This window comes from Azoarcus indigens (assembly GCF_004361735.1).
GTDB classification, from domain to species: Bacteria; Pseudomonadota; Gammaproteobacteria; order Burkholderiales; family Rhodocyclaceae; genus Azoarcus; species Azoarcus indigens.
Genome location: NZ_SNVV01000016.1, coordinates 91422 through 115182, shown reverse-complemented (window position 1 = coordinate 115182; position 23761 = coordinate 91422). Strand labels below are relative to the sequence as shown.

General features: G+C 70.3%; 19 protein-coding genes and 1 riboswitch. Of the genes, 10 read left to right on the top strand and 9 right to left on the bottom strand.

The window, feature by feature from the left end; genetic code table 11:
• Positions 1-472 precede the first annotated feature (472 nt).
• On the top strand, positions 473-1918 hold the full coding sequence (locus C7389_RS17345) for a short-chain fatty acyl-CoA regulator family protein (protein ID WP_133593812.1): 1446 nt from the start codon (positions 473-475) through the stop codon (positions 1916-1918).
• Positions 1919-2398: 480 nt separating this feature from the next.
• Here the strand turns inward: C7389_RS17345 and metE are convergent, their stop codons facing one another.
• Entirely contained in the window at positions 2399-4741 is a 2343-nt protein-coding gene (gene metE, locus C7389_RS17340) for a 5-methyltetrahydropteroyltriglutamate--homocysteine S-methyltransferase (protein ID WP_246034847.1), read from the bottom strand.
• A gap of 117 nt (positions 4742-4858) precedes the next feature.
• Here metE and C7389_RS17335 point away from each other — a divergent pair, with 117 nt between their 5' ends.
• Positions 4859-5782 (top strand): LysR family transcriptional regulator, encoded by a 924-nt coding sequence (locus tag C7389_RS17335; RefSeq protein WP_133593787.1) that lies wholly within the window; start codon positions 4859-4861, stop codon positions 5780-5782.
• 83 nt (positions 5783-5865) lie between these two features.
• Here the strand turns inward: C7389_RS17335 and C7389_RS17330 are convergent, their stop codons facing one another.
• Positions 5866-6270, bottom strand: coding sequence for a group III truncated hemoglobin (locus tag C7389_RS17330; protein ID WP_211168484.1), 405 nt, complete (start codon positions 6268-6270; stop codon positions 5866-5868).
• Positions 6271-6373: 103 nt separating this feature from the next.
• Positions 6374-6648: riboswitch (cobalamin riboswitch) on the top strand.
• A 134-nt stretch (positions 6649-6782) separates the two neighbouring features.
• Between C7389_RS17330 and C7389_RS17325 the strand changes: the two genes are divergently transcribed.
• Positions 6783-8948, top strand: a complete 2166-nt coding sequence (locus C7389_RS17325) for a TonB-dependent receptor (RefSeq protein ID WP_133593785.1) — start codon at positions 6783-6785, stop codon at positions 8946-8948.
• Between the two features lie 247 nt (positions 8949-9195).
• Positions 9196-10707, top strand: a complete 1512-nt coding sequence (locus tag C7389_RS17320; protein ID WP_133593783.1) for a PepSY domain-containing protein — start codon at positions 9196-9198, stop codon at positions 10705-10707.
• Here the strand turns inward: C7389_RS17320 and C7389_RS17315 are convergent.
• On the bottom strand, positions 10624-11829 hold the full coding sequence (locus C7389_RS17315; protein WP_133593781.1) for an AI-2E family transporter: 1206 nt from the start codon (positions 11827-11829) through the stop codon (positions 10624-10626). The two genes, C7389_RS17320 and C7389_RS17315, sit on opposite strands and share 84 nt — an antisense overlap.
• 209 nt (positions 11830-12038) lie before the next feature.
• On the opposite strand from C7389_RS17315, the gene C7389_RS17310 reads away from it, so the two are divergent.
• The 4 genes from C7389_RS17310 (at position 12039) to C7389_RS17295 (ending at position 15015) form a co-directional block, all read left to right on the top strand.
• Positions 12039-12398, top strand: a complete 360-nt coding sequence (locus C7389_RS17310; protein ID WP_133593779.1) for a TfoX/Sxy family protein — start codon at positions 12039-12041, stop codon at positions 12396-12398.
• Positions 12395-13807 (top strand): tetratricopeptide repeat protein, encoded by a 1413-nt coding sequence (locus C7389_RS17305; RefSeq protein WP_133593777.1) that lies wholly within the window; start codon positions 12395-12397, stop codon positions 13805-13807. Before C7389_RS17310 ends, C7389_RS17305 begins: the two co-directional genes overlap by 4 nt.
• A 306-nt stretch (positions 13808-14113) precedes the next feature.
• Entirely contained in the window at positions 14114-14539 is a 426-nt protein-coding gene (locus tag C7389_RS17300) for an organic hydroperoxide resistance protein (protein ID WP_133593775.1), read from the top strand.
• 104 nt (positions 14540-14643) lie between these two features.
• On the top strand, positions 14644-15015 hold the full coding sequence (locus C7389_RS17295; protein ID WP_211168485.1) for a YgiW/YdeI family stress tolerance OB fold protein: 372 nt from the start codon (positions 14644-14646) through the stop codon (positions 15013-15015).
• Positions 15016-15545: 530 nt separating this feature from the next.
• Here C7389_RS17295 and C7389_RS17290 read toward each other — a convergent pair.
• Genes C7389_RS17290 through C7389_RS17280 form a run of 3 tightly spaced genes read right to left on the bottom strand, consistent with a single transcriptional unit; the run spans position 15546 to position 18310 of the window.
• Entirely contained in the window at positions 15546-16886 is a 1341-nt protein-coding gene (locus C7389_RS17290; RefSeq protein ID WP_133593773.1) for a sensor histidine kinase, read from the bottom strand.
• Entirely contained in the window at positions 16873-17577 is a 705-nt protein-coding gene (locus tag C7389_RS17285) for a response regulator transcription factor (protein ID WP_133593771.1), read from the bottom strand. Before C7389_RS17285 ends, C7389_RS17290 begins: the two co-directional genes overlap by 14 nt.
• A 22-nt stretch (positions 17578-17599) precedes the next feature.
• Positions 17600-18310 carry a PepSY domain-containing protein gene (locus C7389_RS17280; protein WP_133593769.1) on the bottom strand — a complete coding sequence of 237 codons (711 nt, stop codon included), beginning with the start codon at positions 18308-18310 and terminating at the stop codon, positions 17600-17602.
• A 364-nt stretch (positions 18311-18674) separates the two neighbouring features.
• On the opposite strand from C7389_RS17280, the gene C7389_RS17275 reads away from it, so the two are divergent.
• Positions 18675-20126: a sensor domain-containing diguanylate cyclase gene (locus C7389_RS17275; RefSeq protein ID WP_133593767.1), complete on the top strand. Its 1452-nt coding sequence runs from the start codon at positions 18675-18677 to the stop codon at positions 20124-20126.
• 13 nt (positions 20127-20139) lie between these two features.
• On the opposite strand, the gene C7389_RS17270 is transcribed toward C7389_RS17275, so the two are convergent.
• A complete protein-coding gene (locus C7389_RS17270) occupies positions 20140-21060 on the bottom strand; it encodes a LysR family transcriptional regulator (protein WP_133593765.1) in 921 nt (306 codons plus the stop codon).
• A gap of 139 nt (positions 21061-21199) precedes the next feature.
• On the opposite strand from C7389_RS17270, the gene C7389_RS17265 reads away from it, so the two are divergent.
• Positions 21200-22273 carry a tartrate dehydrogenase gene (locus C7389_RS17265; RefSeq protein WP_133593763.1) on the top strand — a complete coding sequence of 358 codons (1074 nt, stop codon included), beginning with the start codon at positions 21200-21202 and terminating at the stop codon, positions 22271-22273.
• 83 nt (positions 22274-22356) lie between these two features.
• On the opposite strand, the gene C7389_RS17260 is transcribed toward C7389_RS17265, so the two are convergent.
• Together C7389_RS17260 and C7389_RS17255 are read right to left on the bottom strand one after the other, a co-directional pair.
• Positions 22357-23031, bottom strand: coding sequence for a hypothetical protein (locus C7389_RS17260; protein WP_133593761.1), 675 nt, complete (start codon positions 23029-23031; stop codon positions 22357-22359).
• Positions 23032-23107: 76 nt separating this feature from the next.
• On the bottom strand, positions 23108-23740 hold the full coding sequence (locus C7389_RS17255; protein WP_133593759.1) for a flavin reductase family protein: 633 nt from the start codon (positions 23738-23740) through the stop codon (positions 23108-23110).
• Positions 23741-23761 lie beyond the last annotated feature (21 nt).

Sequence of the window (23761 nt, the reverse complement as noted above, 5' to 3'; positions counted from 1 at the left end):
CCTGCATGCGCAAGCTCCTGACCATCATGAACGCCATGATCAAGAACAACACCCCATGGAGCCCATCGCCCGCTTGACGGCCAACACGGTTGCTCTCCCGCTCCGGGGCCGATGATTTGCCCTGCGGCAGATTGGAGATGCCAGCCTGCCTGAGCGCGTTGCGGAGAAGCGCTTCCAAGAACTGGCTTGGACCGCGCCCCCATCGATGATCGCAGCGCCCTCGTCCAGTTTTCCCCGTGGTCCGCTCGGTCCCCGTCGCCGCCCGCCTGGTCCAGCCGGCGGCCGCGGCACTGAAGCAAACCCTTTCCCTTGCACTACTCAGCGCGCGCTTACCTTCAGGGCTTGCTTTCTTTCCGCATAGTTCACAACATACGCAGAATGTATGTCCTTCAAGTGCTTGATTTAGCGAATGAAAGCAAAATAAAGCGAATCAAGCAGCTTGATTTTGCGAATCTTGTGAATGGTGTTGCGTATGAACAGCGGTGCGAGAAAGACCTTCATGGGCGTGCGTCTGCGCCGGCTTCGGGAAGAGCGCGGGCTGACCCAGGTGGCGCTGGCACGCTTGCTGGAGATATCCCCCAGCTATCTCAACCAGATCGAACAGAACCAGCGCCCGCTGACGGTGCCGGTGTTGCTGCGCATCAGTGCGGCGCTGGGCGTGGACGTGCAGCGCTTCTCGGATGACGACGAGGCCAGGCTGGTGGCCGATCTGCGCGAGACCCTGGGCGGCATGGCCGAACCGGTGGCGCTGGCGGAGGTGCGCGAGCTGGCGGCCAACATGCCGGCGGTGGCGCGGGCGTTGCTGGCGCTGGACCGGCGCTGGCGCGAGGCCGAGGAGCGGGCGGACGCGCTCGCCGCCCGCCTGGGCGAGGATAGGGGCGCCGCGCCCTTCGCCGCGCCCATGCCCTACGAGGAGGTGAGGGATTTCTTCTATGCCCGCCACAACCATGTGGCCGAACTGGACGATCTGGCGGAGCGGCTGTTCGAGGCCTGGACGCTGCAGCCGGGGCGGACCGCCGACGGCCTGGCCGCACGGCTGGCGCAGGTGCACGGGGTGCGGGTGGTGCGCGACGAGCCCGAGGGCGCGGGCGGCGGCGCGGAAGGCGAGGGAGCGCCGCTGCGCATCTTCGACCCGGCGGCCCGGGTGCTGCGCCTGTCGCCGCTGCTGGAGCCCGGCCAGCAGGCCTTCCAGCTCGCCACCCAGTTGGCTTTTCTCGAAGCCGGCGAGCAGATAGACCGCCTCGCCGCCGGCGCCGGCTTCCGCAGCGAGCAGGCCGGTGCGCTGACCCGCATCGGCCTGGCCAACTACTTCGCCGGCGCGCTGGTGCTGCCCTACCGGCGCTTCCTGGAGGCGGCCGAGGGCCTGCGTTACGACATCGACCGCCTGGGCCGCCGCTTCGGCGTCGGCTTCGAGACCGTCTGCCACCGCCTGTCCACGCTGCAGCGGCCGGACGCGCGCGGCGTGCCCTTCTTCTTCGTGCGGGTGGACCGCGCCGGCAACATCTCCAAGCGCCAGTCCGCCACCGATTTCCACTTCTCCCGCGTCGGCGGTACCTGTCCGCTGTGGAATGTGTACGAGGCCTTCGCCCAGCCCGGCCGCATCCTGACCCAGCTCGCCCGCATGCCGGATGGTCGCACCTATCTGTGGATCGCCCGCAGCGTCACCCACGGTCGCGGCGGCTACGGCGAGCCGGAGAAGCGCTTCGCCATCGGCCTGGGCTGCGACCTCCACCACGCCGCCCGCCTGGTCTACGCCAAGGGCCTGAAGCTGGACGACCCGGAGGCGCCGACGCCGATAGGTGCGGGCTGCAAGGTCTGCGACCGCCCGGCATGTCCGCAACGCGCCTTTCCGCCGGTGGGCGTGGCGACCGCGGCGGACGAGAACCGCAGCCGTTTCGAGCCCTATGCGGCGGCGTGAGCTTGGGCTGGCTCCGGGGATTTTTGCGCGCGCCCTCCGGTGGGCTCAGAGGGCCTTATCGAGCCGCTTCCCGGAATGCCCTCAGCCATCACCCGCGGCGGGGGTCTTTCCGGTTATCGACCCTGCGGTCGCTTACGCGATCCGTTCGCCCTGGGCTCTTCGGTTTCACTCAAGCTGTCGCAGGGGATTATGGAAACCGGGCTTCGGCAGGCTCAGCCCGGGCGGTATGGTTATTCAATGGCCGGGTTGCCGCTTGCATAGAGGCTCCGAGGACGCTGGAAACAGCGGGCGGCGGCGTCGCGGCTGAGATAGGCCGCATCAGGTTTTCTCCCCTTCCCCTTCGTGGGAGAGGGACCGGGGATAGGCGGCCACGGCGCTGGAATAACCGCCAGCGCCTATACGAACACCGGCTTTCCCCGGCCCCGGCGAGGGGGAGGGGGAGAAGCGCGCCCTCCGCCTGAAGCACCCTGCCGGGCTGTTTCAACCCCCGTATCGCACCCGCAGCCTCTTCGCCGCCTCGACCATGTTCCGCAGCGCGGCTTCCGTTTCCGGCCAGGCGCGGGTCTTGAGGCCGCAGTCGGGATTCACCCACAGGTTCTGTGCCGGGATCACTGCCGCCGCCTTTTCCAGCAGGCGCTCCATCTCCGCCGTGGCCGGCACCTGCGGCGAGTGGATGTCATACACCCCGGGGCCGATCTCGTTCGGGTAGCGGAAATCGCCGAAGCCGGCCAGCAGTTCCATGTCGGAGCGGCTGGTCTCGATGGTGATCACGTCGGCGTCCAGGGCCGCGATCTCCGGCAGGATGTCGTTGAACTCGGCGTAGCACATGTGGGTGTGGATCTGCGTCTCGTCCGCCACCGGCGAGGCGGCGATGCGGAAGGCGCGGGTGGCCCAGGCGAGGTAGGCGCGCCAGTCGCCGTGGCGCAGCGGCAGGCCTTCGCGTATCGCCGGTTCGTCGATCTGGATGATGGCGATGCCGGCGCGCTCCAGGTCGGCGACCTCGTCGCGGATCGCCAGCGCGATCTGCAGCGCGGTGTCGGCGCGCGGTTGGTCGTCGCGCACGAAGGACCACTGCAGGAGGGTGATCGGCCCGGTGAGCATGCCCTTCATCGGCCTGGCGGTGAGGCCCTGGGCGTAGGTGGTCCACTCCACGGTCATCGGCTGCGGCCGGGAGACGTCGCCGTAGATCAGCGGCGGCTTCACGCAGCGCGAGCCGTAGGACTGCACCCAGCCGCTGGCGGTGAAGGCGAAGCCGGCCAGCTGCTCGCCGAAGTACTCCACCATGTCGTTGCGCTCGGCCTCGCCATGCACCAGCACGTCCAGCCCCAGCGATTCCTGGCGGCGCACCGCGTGGGCGATCTCCTGCGCCATCCGCTCGCGGTAGCTGGCGCTGTCCAGCTCGCCGCGCTTGAAGGCGGCGCGGGCGGCGCGGATCTCCGCGGTCTGCGGGAAGGAGCCTATGGTGGTGGTGGGGAAGGCGGGCAGGCCGAGGCGCTCGCGCTGGCGCGCCTGGCGTAGCGGAAAGGCGGAGCGGCGGCGGTCGGCGTCGGCCGGCAGCGCGGCCAGGCGGGCGGCCACCGCCGGGTCGGCCACCCGCGGGCTGGCGCGGCGGGCGGCGAGGGCGCGGCGGCTGGCGGCGAGATCCTCGGCCACGGTGTCTTCGCCGTCGTTGAACACCCGCTTGAGGATGTCGATTTCCGCCAGCTTTTCGGTGGCGAAAGCGAGCCAGCCGCGCAGTTCGTCGTCCAGCGGCGCCCGCGGGCCGGCCTCGGCGGCCAGGCTCACCGGCACATGCAGCAGCGAGCAGGAGGGCGCCAGCCACAGCCGGCCGCCGCGCCGCTCGGCCAGCGGCAGCAGGCGCGCCAGCGCGCGGTCGAGGTCGGTGCGCCAGATGTTGCGGCCATCGACGATGCCCACCGACAGCTCCTTGTGCGCCGGCAGCCAGTCGGCCAGCGCGGCCAGCTCATCAGGCGCGCGCACCGCGTCCACATGCAGTGCCGCCACCGGCAGACGGCAGGCGAGGTTGAGGTTGTCCGCCAGCGGCGAGAAGTAGGTGGCCAGCATCAGCCGCGCGCGGGCGGCGGCGAGCGCGATGTAGGCCGGCTCGAAGGCGGCGCGCCAGGCGGCTGGCAGGTCCAGGCCAAGGATGGGCTCGTCGATCTGCACCCATTCCGCGCCGGCCGCCTTCAGCCGTGACAGCAGCTGGCCGTAGACCGGCAGCAGGCGCTCCAGCAGCGCCAGGCGGTCGAAGGTTGCTTTCTCCTTGCCCAGCCACAGGAAGGACAGCGGCCCCAGCACCACCGCCTTCACCGCGTGGCCGAGGGCGCGCGCTTCCGCCACCTCGTCGAACAGCCGGCTGGAGGCGAGGGAGAAGGCGGTGTCCGGCAGGAATTCGGGTACCAGGTAGTGGTAGTTGGTATCGAACCACTTGGTCATCTCCAGCGCCGGGCGGCCGTCGTGGGCAGGCCCGGCGGCAGCGCAGCCGCAGCCTGCGGCGCTCCCGGCTATATCGGCGGCCACGCCGCGGGCCAGGGTGAAATAGCGTGTCAGTTCGCCTTCGCTGCCGTCGAAGCCGAAGCGCGCGGGCTCGCAGCCCAGCAGCTGGATGTGGTTGGCGACGTGATCGTAGTAGGCGAAATCGCCCACGGTGACGAAGTCCAGCCCGGCATCGCGCTGCAGCGCCCAGTGGCGCTGGCGCAGCTCGCGGCCGACGGCCTCCAGGGCGGCGGCGTCGAGCTCGCCGCGCCAGTGGCGTTCCAGCGCGAACTTGAGTTCGCGCTGCGCGCCGATGCGGGGAAAGCCCAGGGTGTGGCTGAGAATCACGGTTCTGCTCCGGGAGGTGAATGCGAGGCTGGGCATGATTCCGTGGTGGCGCCCATCATTCAAACGAAAGTTTTTCTGTGTTTGAATTAGGCGTTCTAATGTTTGCCACCTTACTCCATGAGTGCCTCCATCCTCGAACTGCGCCACCTCCGCACCCTGGCCGCGCTGCGCGCCGCCGGCAGCCTGACCCGCGCCGCCGATCTGCTGTGCCTGACGCAGTCGGCGCTGTCGCAGCAGATCCGCCTGCTGGAGGAGCGCTACGGCGGGCCGCTGTTCGAGCGCAAGTCCGTGCCGCTGGTGTTCACTGCGCTGGGCGGACGCCTGCTGCAATTGGCGGACGCCGTGCTGCCGCAGGTGGACGAAGCCGAGCGCGACATCGTGCGGCTGGCCTCCGGCGTGGCCGGCGAGCTGCGCATCGCGGTGGAGTGCCATACCTGCTTCGACTGGCTGATGCCGGCGATGGACGCCTTCCGCAGCCGCTGGCCGGAGGTGGAGCTGGACATCGTCTCCGGCTTCCATCCCGACCCGGTCGGCCTGCTGCACCAGAACCGCGCCGACCTGGCGGTGGTGTCCGAGCCGGAGGCCGACAGCGGGGTGATCTGCCATCCGCTGTTCAGCTTCGAGATCGTCGCCCTGCTGGCCAACGGCCATGCGCTGAACGCGCGTCCCTTCCTGGTGGCGGAGGACTTCGCCGCCGAGACGCTGATCACCTACCCGGTGGCCGACGAGATGCTGGACCTGGTGCGCCAGGTGCTGGCGCCCGCCGGCGTCCGCCCGGCGCGGCGCACCACCGAGCTCACGGTGGCGATGCTGCAACTGGTGGCCAGCGGCCGCGGCGTGGCGGCGCTGCCGGAATGGGCGCTGCGGCCCTACCTGGACCGCGGCTACGTCAGCGCCCGCCGCATCGGCGCCGAGGGCCTCACCGGCCGGCTGTATGCCGCCACCACGGTGGAGAAGGCGCTGCGGCCCTATGTTGGCGACTTCGTGCGGGTGATGCGGGAACGCAGCTTCGCCGACCTGCCGGGGATCGCCCTGCTGTAGGGGTGGGCAGGGTGGCGAACTATGCCATTGGTTTTATCTGGAATGGATTGAATGCGGCAGGTTCAAGACCGCATGAGCCGCCCTCACTGCTGAGCCTGTTGCTGCTGATAGCCCTGCCACAGCGCCGCCGCGATCTTCTTCGCAAACTCGTCCGCGCGCAGCCGCAGCGCCTCGTTCTCCAACTCGGCGGTGGTGGCGTGGAACAGGTCCAGCCACTGCATGAACAGCGCCGGCTCCAGGTCCGGCAGCGCGGCGTGGGCGCGCATGGGCGAGCCGTGGAAGCGGCCGGTGCCGCGCAGCATGCCGGACCAGAAATCCACCAGCTTGGCGAGGTGGGCCGGCCAGTCGCTCACATGCGCGTCGAAAATGGGGCCGAGCAGGGCGTCTTCCCGCACCCGGCCGTAGAAGCGATGGACCAGGGTGGTAATTTCCTCTTCGGTGCAGAGATCCGGATTGGCCATGGTGCGGGGGGCGGAAAAACGGGCCATCAGCATACGCCTTGGCGCAAGACGGCGGGAGACAGGGTTCCACGCTATGCGGAACGGCGTATAGAATGCCCGGCGCTTTTCCCGCCCGCAGGGGCGGAAAAGCCATGAATCCTCCATCGAAGGTGCCCCGGCCGCCGCCCACTGGCGGGCCGGGGTTAAACGGGAAACAGGTGCGTCCGCGCCGCCTAGAGCGGCCGACCAGGCCTGTGCTGCCCCCGCAACGGTAAGCGGATGGGGCGGCTTCACGCCGGCATCGCCAGGATGCCGGCAGCCACTGCGCCGCAGGCGCGGGAAGGCGAAGCCGCCTGCCGTCGGAATCAGCAATGAAGCCGACGGCACTCCGCAAGCCCGGATACCGGCCTTCGACAGACCTTGGACGCCGCGGGAGTGCGTTGTCCGGGCGGCTCCCGCGTGCCCCGGCGCGCGGCATGCCGGTCGGGCCCCGTTCGCCCCGCGTTTTTTCGCCATCCGGCCGGCGGGGACGCCCGGCCGCTTGCAGGGACCGTATCGACATGGCCAGCTCCATCCGCCCACGCCTTTCCCGCGTGGCGCTCTCGCTTGTTTCTCCCTCTCCCGCGCCGCGCCTCGCCGCCGGCCTCATGCTGGCGCTGTGCGGCGCCGCCTTCGCCGATACCGGAAAGGAAACCGTGCTGCCGGAAGTCACCGCCACTGCCAGCGGCGAAACCGCCAGCCTCGGCCTGGAACTGCCGGCCAGCACCGGCAGCCGCCTGCGGCTCACGCCGCTGGAAACCCCGGCCAGCGTGGACGTGCTGGAGGGCGAGACGATACGTGCCCGCGGTGACGCCACCCTGATCGAAGCCGCCGCCCGCGCGCCCGGCATCACCCAGAGCGGCACCTCCGGCGGCGGCGCGCTCGCCGCCCGCGGCTTCGCCGGCAACACCTCGGTGATGCGGCTCTACGACGGCACCCGCATGTACGTTTCCGGCGGCACGGTGAGCTTCCCCTTCGACCCCTGGATGGCGGAGCGCATGGAAGTACTGCGCGGTCCGGCCTCGGTGCTGTACGGCGAGGGCGCCATCGGCGGCGCCATCAACACCGTGCCGAAGAAGCCCACGCGCGGCACCATCGTCAACGAGGCCCGCGTCGCCTACGGCTCGGACGACACCTGGCGCACCGCCTTCGGCAGCGGCGGCGCGGTGGACGAGCACTGGTCCTACCGCTTCGACGTCAGCCGCAACCACAGCGACGGCTACGTGGATCGCGGCGAATCCGACTCCCTGGTGGTGGCCGCGGCGCTGCGGCTGGACGTGTCGCCCGCCTTCAACCTCACCCTGTCGCACGACTACGGCAAGCTGGAGCCGATGCGCTACTTCGGCGTGCCGCTGATAGACGGCGACCTCGACAGCCGGCTGCGCGACACCAACTACAACGTCGCCGATTCCAAGCTGCGCTTCCGCGACAACTGGACCCGCCTGGACCTCGAATGGAAGCCGGCGGACGACGTGGTGGTGCGCAACCAGACCTACCGCCTGCACAGCCGCCGCGACTGGCGCAACGCCGAGGGCTACCGCTACAATCCCAACGGCACCATTACCCGCAGCAGCTTCCTGCTCATCGGCTACAGCCTGGAGCAGGTCGGCAACCGGCTGGACAGCACCTGGAGCGGCCAGCTCTTCGGCCTGGACAACCAGCTGGTGCTGGGCTTCGATGTGAACCGCCTGCGCTACCACCGCGACCGCAACAACGGCGCCGCCGCGCAGACGCTGGACGCCTTCGCCTTCAACCCCGGCAACTTCCCGGGCACGATGACCAACGGCGAGCTGTTCAAGACCCGCACCGACACCCTGTCGGTGTTCATGGAAGACAAGCTGCAGCTCAGCCAGCGCTGGTCCCTGGTCGGCGGCCTGCGCTGGGACCGCATCGACGTCGATCGCGAAGGCATGCGCAACGCCTCGGGCGCGGACTTCGACAAGACCTTCACCCACACCAGCGGCCGCATTGGCGCGGTGTTTGCCGCCACCCCGGCGCTGTCCTTCTACGGCCAGTACGCCACCGCCGCCGACCCGCTCACCGGCGTGGTCAACACCACCGCCCAGCAGAGCCAGTTCGATATGTCCACCGGCGAGCAGGCCGAGCTGGGCGTGAAGCAGCGCTTCGACGGCGGCCGCGGCGAATGGACCTTCGCCGGCTACTGGATCCGCAAGGAGAAGCTGCTGATCCGGGATGCGGACGACCCCAACGTCTACCAGCAGGTCGGCGCCCAGTCCTCGCGCGGCGTCGAACTCGCGCTGGCCTACGCCTTCACCCCGGCGCTGAAGCTGGATGCCAACGGCACCGTGCTCAACGCCCGCTACGACGACTTCAACGAAGTGGTCGGCGGCACGGTGGTGTCGCGCAGCGGCCGCACCCCCTCCGGCGTGCCGGAGCGGGCCGCCAACCTGTGGCTGAGCTGGGATTTCCTGCTGCAGTGGAACGCTGGCCTGGGCGCCCGCTACGTCGGCACCCGCTATGTGGACAACGCCAACAGCGCCAAGGTGGATGCCTACACCGTGGTGGACGCCACCCTGTCCTGGCAGCTGCGCCGCGATCTGCGCCTCAGCCTGTTCGGCTACAACCTGTTCGACCGCGATTACGCCCAGACCACCTACAACGGCAACAGCCAGTGGGTGCTCGGCCGTCCGCGCAGCGTCGAAGTAGCGGCGAACTTCAGCTTTTGAGCGGGGCGGCGATGAGGCGGGCGAGGGGCAGGGGCACAGGCGGCGGTTTTCGCCGGCCTGCGGCTGGAGGCGGGTCACGGACCATTGCCGCCTGCGTGTCCGATGAAGGCGCGGCAGTCGCGCTGCCACGGTTGCGCTGCCGCCCGGGCGTCGAACTGCTTGCGCTGGCTGGCAACCGGCACCGGCGCAGGCTTTGGCGCGAGCCCAGGCTCCTCGGTCCGATGCGGGCGACCACCGGCAAAACGTCATGATTGAGCACCGCCCCTTCCGCCTCTGGCCGCGCCTGCGCCGCTGGCTCTACCTCGTCCACCGCTGCTTGGGCGTGGGCGGCTGCCTGCTGTTCGTGCTCTGGTTCCTCACCGGGCTGGTGATGATGTACGTGCGCTTCCCCGCGCTGAGCGAGGCCGAGCGCCTGGCCGGCCTGCCGCCGCTGCAGCTGGAGGGCGCGCTGCTGGGGCCGGACGAAGCCTGGCGCGCGGCCGGGCTGGCGGCCTTCCCGCTCGCCCGCCTGCGGCTGGAGATGCTGGCCACCGTCGACGGCGGCGCCGAACCGGTGTGGCGCACCGCCGATGGCGGCCGGCCTGTCACCCTGTCGGCGCGGGATGGCCGCGCCATCCCGGTGGTGGATGCCGCCCGCGCCACCGCCATCGCCCGCCGCTTCGCCGGCGGTACCGAGGTGCGCTACCTGGAGACCCGCGAGCGCGACCAATGGACCCTGCCGAACGCCAACGCCTTCGAGGCGCTGCGGCCGCTGCACCGCTTCGCGGTGGCGGACGGCGCCGGCACCGAGCTTTACGTATCGGCGGTGAACGGCGAGGTGGTGCGCGACACCAACCGGCATGAGCGTGGCTGGACCTGGCTGGGCACCATTCCCCACTACTACACCTTCGCCGTGCTGCGCGAACAGCACACCGTCTGGCGGCAGACGGTGCTGTGGACCGCTGGCCTGGGCATGGTCGCCGCGCTCACCGGCATCACCATCGGCCTGCTGCGCCTGCGTTTGCGGCGGCGCTACCGCAATGGCGCGGTGACGCCGCACCACGGCTGGATGGCCTGGCATCACCTCGCCGGCCTGGCCGGCGGCCTGTTCGTATTCACCTGGGTCGCCAGCGGCTGGGTGTCCATGACCCCCGGCGGCTGGCTGGCGCGCAAGCCGCCTCCGCCGGCGGCGCTGCAGGCTTATGCGGGCGAGCGCGGCGAATTTCCCTGGTCGGCGGAATGGCTGCGGCGTCTGCAGGTGGAGGAGGGCGGCGGCCTGCGCGAGATCGAGGCCTGGTGGTTCGACGGCCAGCCCATGCTGCTGCTGGCGGATGGCGCCGGCCGGCGGCGCAGCCTGCTGGCGGGGGATGGGGCGGCACCCATGCTGGGCGAAGCGGCCATCGCCGCCGCCGCCCGCCGCCTGCTCCCCGGCGCCGCCATCAAGCGCCTGCAATTGCTCGCCGAGGAAGACCGCTACTGGTACGGCCGCCGCCAGCCGGTGGTGCTGCCGGTGTGGCGGGTGGAGATGGACGATGCCGCCGCCACCTGGCTGCATATCGACCCGGCCAACGGCCGCCTGCTCGCCAGCAGCGACAGCGACGCCCGGCTGCGGCGCTGGCTGTTCAACGCCGCCCACAGCTTCGATTTTCCCTGGCTGCTCGATCGCCGCCCGGCCTGGGACGGCCTGATGTGGCTGCTATCGGCACTCGGCCTCGTCGTGTCGGCGAGCGGCGTCGTCGCCGGCTGGCGCCGTCTGCGCCGGCGCGCGGCGCGGCGCTGACTGCTGCGCCGGTGGGGGCGCCTGCTGCTCCACCGGCGCGGCTTCCGCCTCCACGGTTGCGGGGCCAGCCTCCAGCTCCACGCTGTGCAGCCATTCCCGCCAGATCGCCACCAGCAGCGCCATCAGCACCGGGCCGACGAAGAGGCCGACGATGCCCATGGTCTTGACCCCGCCGACCAGGCCGAAGAAGGTTGGCAGGAAGGGCAGCTTCACCGGCCCGCCGACCAGGCGCGGCCGCAGCGTCTTGTCCACGATGAACAGTTCCACCGTGCCCCACACGAACAGCCCCAGCCCGGCCGCCAGCTTGTCCGCGCCCACCAGGTAGATGGACACCAGGGTGAAAGCCAGCGGCGCGCCGCCGGGAATCAACGCCATGAAGGCGGTGACCACGCCCAGCAACACCGGCGAGGGCACGCCGGCGATCCAGTAGGCGATGCCCAGCACCACGCCCTCGCCCAGCGCGATCAGGCCCATGCCGGTCACCGTCGCGCTCACCGTCGCCGGCACCACGCGCGAGAAGCGGTTCCAGCGCTGGGGCAGGATGCGCTCGCCGACGATGTCCAGCTGGCCGGCGATGCGTTCGCCGTCCTTGTAGACGAAGAACAGGGTGATCAGCATGAACAGCACCGTCAGCCCCAGGTTCACCAGGTTGCCGGTGGCCGCCAGCGCGGTGCGGTAGATGTTGCCCAGGTGCTCGCCGCTCAGCAGTTGCACCCACTCGCCCAGCGCATGCGGCTCGCCCAGGTATTCCTGCCAGTAGTCCGCCAGCCGCTCGCCGACCATGGGCAGCGAACTGATCCAGCCCGGCACCGGCGCGCCCACCCGGTTGGCCTGCAACAGCCAGGCGATGAAGGTGCTGGCCTCCTGCAGGGCGTAGTGCAGCGCCAGCGACAGCGGCACCACCAGCACCACGATGACGACGACGAGCGCCAGGCTGGCGGCCAGCACGGTGTTGCCGCCGCACAGCCGCACGCCGCGGCGGTACAGCGGCCAACTGGCGAAGCCGATGATGAGTGCCGCCAGCACCGGCACCAGGAAGCCGCTGAAGAAATACACCCCGGCAGCGAGGATGAGGACGAGAAGACCGCGGGCGATGAGCGGGGCTTGCAGGACAGGCGGCATAGAAAAGGCGCAAAGAGTCTCGGAGCGGGGCGTCTGGGCCGGGATCGCCGCCGGAGCGGGCAGGCAGACCGCAATATACCGGGCCGGGGACCATCCGGGCGTTTTATGCACCAGCCCGGTGCCGGGCGCTGGTCGCGGGCTGTCGGCTGCCGCCCGGCTGGGGCATGATTGCCCTTTCCAGACACATCCCCGGCCTTACCGTTCCCCCCATGAAGCACGCCCGCACCTCGCCCAAGGATGAGTTCGCCGGCTTCGTCGTCGACCAGATGGCCGCCTTCGCCCCGGTGGAAGCGCGCCGCATGTTCGGCGGCCACGGCATCTTCCGCGACGGCCTGATGTTCGCGCTGATCGTCGACGGCCGCCTCCATTTCAAGACCGACGCCGCCAGCGCCCAGCGCTACGCCGCCCTCGGCCTGCAGCCCTTCCGCTACACCTCGCGCGGCCGCACGGTGGCGCTGGGCTACCACGAGGCGCCGCTGGAGGTGTTCGACCATCCGGCGCAGATGGCGGAGTGGGCCAGCCTGGCCTTCGACGTCGCCCTGCGGGCGGCCGCGGCCAAGCGCCGATGAACACCCTGCGCGCGCTGCGCAAGGCGGAGGCCGCCTTCAGCCGCGGCAACGCGGCGTTGGTCGCCGGCGAGCTGGCCGCCGCCGAAAAGGCCTACCGCGAAGTGCTGAAGCTGGCGCCGGATCTCGCCGAAGCCCATGCCAACCTCGGCCAGGTGTTGGACCGCCGCGGCCAGCCGGAGCAGGCCGAAGCCAGCTACCGCCAGGCCATCCGCCTGGCGCCGGCCAACCCGCGGCCGCACATCAACCTCGGCGTGCTGCTGCTGGCGCAGAAGCGCCATGCCGAAGCCGAGGCCGCCTTCACCGCCGCCCTCGGCCTGCCGCCGGTGCAGCCGGAAGCCTGGACCAACCTCGGTGTGCTGCACGCCAGCCTGGGCCGGCTGGATGAGGCGGAGCGCTGCCACCGCGCGGCGCTGGCGACGGCGCCGGACTACCGGCCGGCGCGCTTCAACCTCGCTTATGTGCTGCTGCGCCAGGGCCGCTATGAAGAGGGTTGGCCCTGCCTGGAAGCGCGCGACTGGGCGCGGGTGCTGGAAGCCCACCTGCCGATGCCGCGCTGGCAGGGCGAGCCACTGGCCGGCCGCCGGGTGCTGATCGGCTGCGAGGCCGGCCATGGCGACATGATCCAGTTCTGCCGCTATGCCACGCAGCTGAAGCAGGCCGGTGCCGCCGAGGTGGCGGTGCTCTGCCATGCCGGGCTGAAGCGCCTGTTCGGCGGCCTGGCAGGGGTGGATACCGTGCTGGGGCTGGATGAGGCGGTGCCGGCCGCGGCTGCCGAGGTCTGGATACCGGCGCTCAGCCTGCCGCATTGCTGCGGCACCCGGCGGCTGGCCGACATTCCGGCGCAGATTCCCTACCTGTCGGTGGATGCGGCATTGGCGGCGCAGTGGCGGGCGCGGCTGGACGAAGCGGCGCCCGCCAGCGGCGGCGGGCCGCGCGTGGGCTTGGTGTGGAAGGGCAATCCGCGCTTCGAGAACGACGCCGACCGCTCGTTGCCCGGCCTCGCCACCCTGGCGCCGCTGGCCGGGGCGGCCGGGGTGCGCTTCGTCAGCCTGCAGAAGGGGGCCGGCGAGGACGAGGCGCTGGCGCCGCCGCCGGGCATGGCGCTGGCCGCGCTCGGCGGCGAACTGGGCGACTTCGCCGACACCGCCGCGCTGCTGCAGGGGCTGGACCTGGTGATCGCGGTGGACACCGGCGTCGCCCACCTTGCCGGCGCGCTGGGCAAGCCGTGCTGGGTCATGCTGCCGGCCTACAAGACCGACTGGCGCTGGCTGGACGGGCGCGAGGACAGCCCCTGGTACCCCGGCACCCTGCGGCTGTTCCGCCAACGCGAAATGGGCAACTGGGCGCCGGTGGTAGTGCAGCTTGCGCAAGCGCTGCGGGAACTCGTTGCGGAACACCGGCCCGCTTGATTCGGTGCATGCATGGCGCGGCGAGAAGGCGGAGACGCCGGTTCTGACGCTCGCAGTTCCCGTGTATCCACGGGCCGGAGACAGGCGAGGAACGCCGCATTTTTCTCCGCCGCTTTCTTCACCGATCGAGCGCCGATCCCCTCTCCCGGGAGCGCTGTTTGCATGGCCGTTGGCCGCTCCTGGCCTGCTCGCAATTGCCATTGCCGGCTTCTATGGTTCAGGGAGTCGCGGCTGTCCTGGCCGCGCACAGCGGAAGGCGGCGGCGCCGTCTTCCTCCCGGCGATCCCGAACGAGGAGGCGTATCCGATGAGTGTGGAAAAAGTGCTCTACCGCGCGCATGCGCGTGCCACCGGTGGCCGCGACGGCCGCGCGGTTTCATCCGACGGCGTCGTGGACGTCAAGCTGACCACTCCGCGAGAGCTCGGCGGGGGTGGCGGCGAGGGAACCAACCCGGAGCAGCTCTTCGCCGCCGGCTATTCCGCCTGCTTCCTCGGCGCGATGAAGTTCGTCGCCTCCCGCGACAAGATCAAGATGCCCACCGATGCGGCGATAGACGGCAGCGTCGGCATAGGCCCGCTGCCCACCGGCTTCGGCATCGAGGTCGAGCTCAAGATCTCGCTGCCCGGCATGGACCGCGCCGAGGCGGAAGCGCTGATCCAGAAGGCGCACATCGTCTGCCCATATTCCAACGCCACCCGCGGCAACATCGACGTGAACCTGGTGCTGGCCTGAGCCGCCCGGCCGCGCGCCGACCGTTCACCGGCGGTTAAGGGCCGGCGCGCAAGAATGACTCCCGTGACATCGAGACGTCCTTTTCCTCACGGGAGACATCCAGCATGAACATCAGCAAGAAGTTCCTCCTCGGCGGCATGCTCGCCGGCAGCCTCGCCCTGCTCCAGCCCGCCATCGGCCAGGCGCAATACACCGGCCCTTCCACCCACCAGGCTCCCGCCACCGTGGCCGAGATCCTGAAGAACCCGGTGGACGACCAGGACGTGGTGCTGCGCGGCCACCTGCTGCGCAAGGTCGGCAACGAGAAGTACATCTTCTCCGACGGCACCGGCGAGATCCGGGTGGAGATCGAAGCGGAGGATTTCCCGCCGGAGCATATCGACGACAAGGTCCAGGTCGAAATCCGCGGCGAGGTGGAGAAGGACTTCCTCGAAAGCCCGGAGATCGACGTGGAGGCGCTGCGCAAGCTGCCGTGAGGGTGAGTTCCTGGTCCGGATTCCGACAAGGGACGGCATGAGCCGGCTGTGCACAGGCGGGCTGACTCCTTTCCTGAGTTTGACGTCGGAGCCGGCCAGGGGCGCGTGCGGGAAAGCGGTCGCGTGGAATGTCCTCATGCAGGCTGGTGCCGAGCCCAGCTGAAGGGTTCAGGCTCGCGGGCCTGCGGCGTCTTGCTCCTCGCGGGAGAGGGGGGAGGTCCGTGGGGCCAGAACACAGCCACCCCTGACGGGGTGCCCCCTCTCCCTGGCCCTCTGCCGCGAGGGGAGAGGGAAAAACCGGCGCCTGCCCAGGAGTCAGGCGGCATTGCGGCGGAGGGGGCTTGCATTGGTCTACCGATGGGCCTTCTTCCTCGACCCCTTGCGTCTTCGGCGGCGTCTTGCCGCCAGGCCCTGCCTCCGTCCGGCGCCATATTGCGTTGGAATCGAGGTCGCTTCCGTGCTGCTGACCCCCGGTAGCATTCCGGACCGCTAGCCGCACCGAGCCACCGGTATCCCAAACCGGAAATACCCTAAACCGGCAATACCAGCACCGCCTCCAGCCCGCCCAATCCGCTGCGGCCCAGTTCCAGCCGGCCGCCATAGGTCTCCGCGATGTCGCGGGTGATGGCCAGGCCCAGGCCGCTGCCTTCGGTGTTCTCGTCGAAGCGCAGGCCGCGCCGGCTGGCCTGTTCCAGCTGGGCGTCGTCCAGGCCGGGGCCGTCGTCGGCGATGCGGATGCGCAGTTCGCCGGCTGCGGCCGCGGCGCCCACCGTTACCCTGCCCCGCGCCCATTTGCCGGCGTTGTCCAGCAGGTTGCCCAGCATCTCGTCCAGGTCGGTGGGTTCGCAGCGCCAGTGCAGCTGTTCAGGCACCGTGAGCTGCCAGTCCAGTGCGCGCTCGCGGTGCAGGCGCTGCATCAGTGCGACCAGGTGGGCGATGCGCGGTGCCACCGCCACCCGCCGCAGTTCGCCGGCGCCGCTGCCGGCGCGGGCGAGGTGGCGGTCTATCAGGCGCGACATCGCCGCCACCTGGCCGCGCAGCAGTTCGCTGCCGCCGGCGGTGGCTTCGCCGCCGAGCAGGGCGAGCGGTTTCTTCAGCGCGTGGCTGAGGTCGGCAGCGTGGCCGCGGGCGCGGGCGACGATGCGGGCGTTGCGCGCCAGCACTTCATCCATTTCTTCCGCCAGCGGGTCCAGCTCCGGGCCGTAGCCGCCGCCCAGGCGCTCGGCGCTGCCCTCGCGCACCGCCGCCAGCGCGGCGCGCAGCCGGCGCAGCGGCGCCAGGCCCAGCCGCACCTGGGCGAGGGTGGCGAGGACCAGGGCGAGGATGAGCAGCGCCTGCGTGAGCAGCAGGATGCGGTCCAGCCGGGCGAGCTCCGCCTCGGTTTCCGCCGCCGGGCCATAGACGTGCAGCATGGCGCGCTGGCCGCCGGCTTCTACCGGGATGGCGAGGCCGAGCAGGGCTTCGTCGCGCGGGCCGCGCAGGCGGCGCAGCGTAGTGCCGGGCGCCAGCAGGGAGGTGAGGCTGGAGGAGGGGGGCGAGGCGTCGGCCGGCGTCAGCCGGCTGTCCCACAGCGAGCGGGAGCGCTGCTCCGGGCCGGCGCCTTCCAGCTGCCAGTACCAGCCGGAGAAGATGCGGCTGAATTCGTCGTTGTTGCGGCTGCGCTCCGGCACCAGGCCGCCACCGGGGGCGGCGAGCAGGCTGGCGGCGATGCGTTCCGCCCGTTCGTCCAGGCGCTGCTCCAGGCCGCGCAGCAGGGTGGCGTGCACGTTCTGGCGCAGCACCCAGCCGCCGGCGCCGCTCACCAGCAGGGCGGCGAGGCAGCCGAAGAGCAGCAGGCGGCCGCGCAGGCCGCCGCGCTCAGGCAGCGCCATCCTCCGCCGGGCTGGCCGGGCCGGCGGCGCCCTCCGGCTCGGCGAGGCGGAAGCCGCGGCCGCGCTCGGTGTGCAGCAGCGGGTGGCCGAGCTTGCGGCGGATGCGGCCGATGAGCACGTCCAGGGTGTTGGAGTCGGGGTCGAGATCGCGGGCGTAGACGTGCTCGGCGATCTCGCCGCGGCTTACCACGCAGCCCTTGCGCCGCATGAGGTAGGCGAGGATGCGCTGCTCCTGGGCGGTGAGGGCGAGCGGCGCGTCGTCCAGCGTGAAGCGGTCGGCGTTACTGTCGTAGGCCAGCGGGCCGACGCGCAGCAGCGGTTCGGCGTGGCCGCCGGCGCGGCGGGCAAGCACCCGCAGGCGCAGGGCGACTTCCTCGTGCAGGAAGGGTTTGGTGAGGTAGTCGTCGGCGCCGGCGTCGAAGCCTTCCAGCTTGTCGCTCCAGCGGCCGCGGGCGGTGAGGATGAGCACCGGCATGCGCCGGCCTTGGCCACGCCAGTGGCGCAGCACGGACACGCCGTCCTGGCCGGGCAGGCCGAGGTCCAGCACCGCGGCGTCGTAGTCCTCGGTGCTGCCGAGGAAGGCGGCTTCGTGGCCGTCGCCGCAGGTCTCGGCGACCATGCCGGCGGCGCGCAGGCTCTCGGCGATGCGCGCGGCCAGTCCGGCATCGTCCTCGACGATCAGCACCCGCATGGCGCGCTCCTCGCAGCCGGCTTCAATCCGATTCCTCCTCGTGCAGGATGCGGCCATCCACCGCGTCCACATGCAGCTCCAGGCCACGGCCGTCCGGCAGGCGCAGCTCGATCTCATAGTAGCGCCGGCCCTCGCGGTCGTGCTCCAGCTCCACCTCGTGCACCACGCCGCGGTAGCGCGCCTGCACCATGTCCAGCAGTTCGGGCAGGGGCTTGATGGACTTCATCGCGGTCAGCCGGCGTTCGCGGCCGCTCAGCACCTCGCCGCTGCGGGCGTCGATCTCGATCTCGCGCAGGCGGCCGTCGTCCTGGGCGATGCGCACTTGGTAGACCGGGTGCTCGTCCTCGCCCTGTTCCAGTTCCACCTCCAGCACCTGGCCGGGGTGCTTCGCCAGTAGCCTGCGCAGCACGCCAGCCAGCGCTTGCAGCGGCGCGGCGGATTCGGCCTGGCGACCCAGCTCGGCGCCGGTCTCCGCGTCCACCCGGATCTCCCAGCGGCGGCCATCGTTCTTCAATAGCTTGATTTCGTAGTAACGGCGGCCGTTGCGGTCGCGCTCCAGGTCCACATCCAGCACCTTGCCGGGGTGCTCCGCCTGCACCTTGGCGAGGATCTCGGCCAGCGGTTTCAACTGTCCGGCTTCCACCGCCCGGCGGACGACGTCATGCTCGCCCGCCTGCAGCAGGGCGGGTGCGGCGGCGAGACAGAGGAGCAGGGCGAGGGCAGGGCGGCGCATGGAGTGAATGCTGCGGTAGCAGGCTTAAACGCTTCGTGAATTGTAGCGGCGCGGCGTCCATCACCGCCGCCGGAACGGGAGGGGCGGGCTGTGACCGTCGCGCCCAGGTCCAGGACGAGGAGAAATCCGGCGAAAAAGCGCGTGGTCTTCATGTCGATGCGGGTTCCCGGTTACGCGAGGGGAACGCCGGGCGGGGAACGCCGGGTGTGAAAACGGGGCTTGCCACGTCGGACCGGGTTTGGGTCGCGGAGGCGGCCTTCTGCGCGGCCGATGTGACAATGTGTGCGCCACGGCGCCGCTGCGGGGGCAGATAATGGCAAGAAAATGAAGAATTTGTTGGTACTGCTCCCCAGCAGCGTGAAAGATGAACAACCCCTCCCAGCCCCCCAAGCCGCCGCCCGACAACCCGCCGCCGCTGCCTGTTTCCATGACCAACTCGGCAACGCCGGAGCGGGACATCGCCCAGGCGCTGGATGCCGCCACGCTGGATCTGTGCGCGCTGACGGATGCTGCGCCCGGCGTCTCCGTCCTGATCGATCGCGAGGGCCGCATCCTCGTCCTCAACCGGGCGGGCGCGGAGCGCTTCGGCGTCGGCCAGCAGGCGGCGATAGGCACCAATCTGTTTTCCTACTTTCCCGCCGAAGTGGCCGAGAGCCGCCGCCAGCGCCTGCAGCGGCTGCTGGCGGACAGGCAGCCGCTGGTGTTCGAGGATGAGCGTGCCGGCCTGTGTTACCGCAATTCGGCGGTGCCGGTGATAGACCGCGACGGCGAGATCCGCCGCATCGCGGTGTTCTCGGAGGACATCACCGAACGCTGGACCGCCGAGCGGCGGCTGCGCGACAGCGAGGCCCGCTACCGCTTCATCGCCGAGAACACCGAGGATGTGGTGTGGCAGCTGGACACGGACATGCGCTTCGTCTTCATCAGCTCCGCCGACGAGCGCATGCGCGGCGTGCCGCGGGAGCAGGTGGTGGGGCGGCATGTGACCGAGGTGTTCGGCCAGCGCGGCCGGGCCATCCTCGCCGAGGCGATGGAGCGCAGGCGCCAGCAGGAGGCGCGGGGCGAGGAGGTGAGCGCCAGCTTCCGCTTCGAGGCACCGCAGCTGCGCCATGACGACACCGAGGTGTGGACCGAGGTGGTCTCCACCCGGGTATATGACGAGGCCGGCCGGCTCACCGGCTACATCGGCGTCAGCCGCAACATCGAGGCGCGGCGGCGCTACCAGAGCACGCTGGAGGATGTGAACCGCCGCCTGCGCGCCCAGCTGGAGGAAATCTCCGCGCTGCAGGCGGAGCTGAAGGACAAGGCGGTGCGCGATCCGCTCACCGGCCTCTACAACCGCCACTACCTGCATGAGACGCTGCCGCGCGAACTGGCCCGCGCCCGGCGCGAAGCCTATCCGCTGGCGATGGTGATGGTGGACCTGGACTACTTCAAGGCCATCAATGACACCTATGGCCATGTCACTGGCGACCAGGCCATCACCCAGGCCGCCCGTGTGCTGCAGAAGCTGGCGCGCGAGAGCGATCTGGTGTGCCGCTATGGCGGCGAGGAGTTCCTCGCCGTGCTGCCGCGCATGGCGCTGGATGAGGCGCTGCAGCGGGCCGAACGCTGGCGCGACGCCATCTCGCAGGCCACGCTGCACAAGTTCGGCACCGAGATCCGCCTCACCGCCTCCTTCGGCGTCGCGGTATTCCCGGAGCACGCCACCGGCGGCGAGGCGCTGCTGCAGTGCGCGGATGCCGCCCTCTACGGCTCCAAGGACCATGGCCGCAACCGGGTGAAGGCCTACCAGCCGGGGATGTCGACCGGCTGAGCCCGGCTTGCGCTCAGGCGCGGGCGCCCGCGCCGATCTGTGCCCGGCCCAGCCATTCCTGCAGGAACTCCACGCACACCCTCACCTTGGCCGAGGTGGACAGCCGCGAGGGATACACCGCCCACACGTCCGCCGCCTGGGCGTAATCCGGCAGCAGCCGGACCAGGCTGCCGTCGGCCAGCGCCGGCGCCACGTCCCAGGCCGAGCGCAGGATGATGCCGTGGCCAGCCAGCCCCCATTCGCGCACGATCTCGCCATTGTTGGCCGACAGCGGGCCGCTCACCCGCACCGTCTCCGTGCCGGCCGGGCCGTCCAGTGTCCACCGGCCAAAATCCTGGTCGCGCTCGCGGATGACGATGCAGCGGTGCCGCGCCAAGTCCGCCAGCGTGGCCGGCGTGCCGTGGCGGGCGAGGTAGGCCGGCGCGGCGCACAACACCCGCGCGTTGCGGGCGATGCGGCGGGTGATGAGGTCCGCCTCGCGCACCGCGCCGACGCGGATGTCCAACTGGAAGCCCTCGCCGACGAGATCCACCGGCCGGTCCAGCAACTCCAGCTGTATCTCCAGCGCCGGATGCCGCTCCGCCAGCGCCGACAGCGCCGGCGCCACATGGTTGCGGCCGAAGCCGGAGCTGGTGCAGATGCGCAGCAGGCCGCTGGGCGCCAGGCGCTCGGCGGACAGCGCCTCCCCCATCTGGTCTACATCCTCCAGGATGCGCTGCGCCCACTGATGCACCACCTCGCCCTGCTCGGTGAGGCTGACGCTGCGGGTCGTCCGGTGCAGCAGGCGGGCGCCCAGCGCGGCTTCCAGCAGGCCGATGCGCTTGCTCACCAGCGCCTTGGAAGCGCCGGTCTCGCGCGCGGCGGCGGCGAAGCCGCGGCAGCGCACCACGATGCAGTACAGGCGCAGGTCTTCCAGTTGGGGTCGGGCGTTCACGATTCGTGGTCAATGTGGTCACGCAAAGGCGGATTATACGATTCACAAACCTCGCTATCCTGTGGCCCTGACGCTGCCCGAGCGGTATGCGCACCCCACAGCTAGGCGGCGCGGCCGCCACCCCGAGGAGGAGAACCGCATGAGCAAGACCCATCGCATCGCCGTCATCGCCGGCGACGGCATCGGCCAGGAAGTGATGCCGGAAGGCCTGCGCGCCGTGGAAGCGGCGGCGGCGAAGTTCGGCATGGCGCTCGAATTTACCCACTTCGACTGGGCCCACTGCGATTACTACCTGCAGCACGGCAAGATGATGCCGGACGACTGGTTCGCCCAGCTCAAGGGCTTCGACGCCATCTTCTTCGGCGCCGTCGGCTGGCCGGACAAGGTGCCGGACCACATCTCGCTGTGGGGCTCGCTGCTCAAGTTCCGCCGCGACTTCGACCAGTATGTGAACCTGCGCCCGGTGCGGCTGATGCCCGGCGTGCCCTGCCCGCTGGCGAACAAGAAGGTGGGCGACATCGACTTCTACGTGGTGCGCGAGAACACCGAAGGCGAGTATTCCGCGGTGGGCGGCAAGATGTACGAGGGCACCGAGCGCGAGACGGTGCTGCAGGAATCCATCTTCACCCGCAAGGGCGTAGACCGTATCCTCAAGTACGCCTTCGAACTGGCGCAGAAGCGGCCGAAGAAGCACCTGACCTCCGCCACCAAGTCCAACGGCATCGCCATCAGCATGCCGTACTGGGACGAACGGGTGAAGGAAATGGGCAAGGCCTACCCGGAAGTGAAGTGGGACCAGTACCACATCGACATCCTCACCGCCCGCTTCGTGCTCAGCCCGGAGCGCTTCGACGTGGTGGTGGCCTCCAACCTGTTCGGCGACATCCTCTCCGACCTCGGCCCGGCCTGCGCCGGCACCATAGGCATCGCACCCTCGGCCAACCTCAACCCGGACCGGACCTTCCCCTCGCTGTTCGAGCCGGTGCACGGCTCGGCGCCGGACATCCATGGCAAGGGCATCGCCAACCCGATCGCCATGATCTGGTCCGGCGCGATGATGCTGGATTTCCTCGGCCACACCGCGGCGCACGACGCCATGGTCAAGGCCATCGAGAAGGTGCTGGTGGAAGGTCCGCGCACGCCGGACATGGGCGGCGGCGCCAACACCTCGGAAGTGGGCAAGGCGGTGGCGGAGGCCATCGCCCGCGGCTGAGGCCGGCGGCCTCCGCTACAGCGCAAAACGGCCGCGCTCCGGCACGGAGCCCGGCCGTTTCAGTCATGCCGCCGGGCCAGGGCTCAGGGCAACTGGTAGGGCAGGCCGAAGCGTGAGGTGTCGAACAGCCGGTAGTGCACCTCGTCCAGCTTGAGGAAAGGATATTTGCGCCGGTATTCCAGCAACTGGTGCTGGAAGTTCTCCCTGCCCTGGGCGTAGTAGCGCCACAGCATGGGCGCCTGCTCGCAGTTCAGGGCGAAGTTGCCGATGTACACCGTTTCTCCGGCGCCCACCTGGAAGCTGCCGCCAGCCGGGGCGCCATCCTGGGCCAGCTCGCTGCGGGACAGATCGAGAGCGAGCGGTGCCGTGTCCCGCGTCGCCCTGATGCGCACGCGGCTGAGCGCATAACTGCCCGGCGGCAGCTGCAGGGCATAGTGCTGGAGGCCTGGTCGCATCAACACCGCCTCCGGGCCTTCCGCTTCCATATCGCCGGCAGCGGCGGGAGGGCGGCCGCCCCAGGGCAGGCGGTCGAAGGCGAAGCCACGCAACTCGGCGTGCTGGAAGCCGCCGCAGTTCCACCTGCGCCCCCAGTTGACCGCCAGCAGCACCACCCCCAGCGCTGACCGCTGCGCGGTGTAGTCGCTCTCGACAACTTCGGGGGCGAGGCTGGCGCGCTTCGTCGTCGTGCCGCCGCAGGCCGCAAGCGTGGCGCCCAGGAGCAGCGCCGCCAGGACGCTACCGCAACGATAAAAGAACATGATGGAGCCATTGAAGGATGTGTTTCCCAGAGCATACTTCAATGGCATGGATGATGGCGTTTGCTCGTGGCGGTGGCTAACGTTCCAGCGGCTGGGTGGCGGCGTCCGGCCGTTCCAGTTCGAAGCGGTCCGAGCTGCGGGCGTAGATGCCGGCGCCGCCCATGCGCGCGATGGGCGCATGGAGGGCGATGTGCACATGGCCGCGTTCCGCGTCCTGTACCAGGGCGTCGTCCACATGAAGGGCCACCACCTGGCCCAGCATGACGCGCTGATGTTCCGACACCGGAATGCTCTGTAGCAGCCTGCATTCCAGGCTGGCGCTGCAGGCGGTGATGCGCGGTACCTCCACCGCCAGCCCGGGTGCGGTCTCCAGCCCGACGAGGGCGAGTTCGCTGCTGCCGTAGGCGAGGTCCACCGCGGTGGCGTTCATGGCGGCGGCGAGGTGTTCATCCACTAGGTTGACCACGAATTCACCGCTGCGCTCGATGTTGCGCGCAGTGTCCTTCAACGGCTTTTCCGGGTGGGCGAGGATGCCCAGCGCGACCACCGCCGGATCGTGCCCCATGAGGTTGAAGAAGCTGAAGGGAGCCGCATTGACCGTTCCCTCCGGCGACACGGTGGTGACCCAGGCGATGGGGCGCGGCACCACCAGCGAGGTGAGCAGGCCATAGCGCTGCTTCTCGGTGAGCCTGTCCAGGCTGATCTGCATGATGTGTCCTGTGGGAGGCGC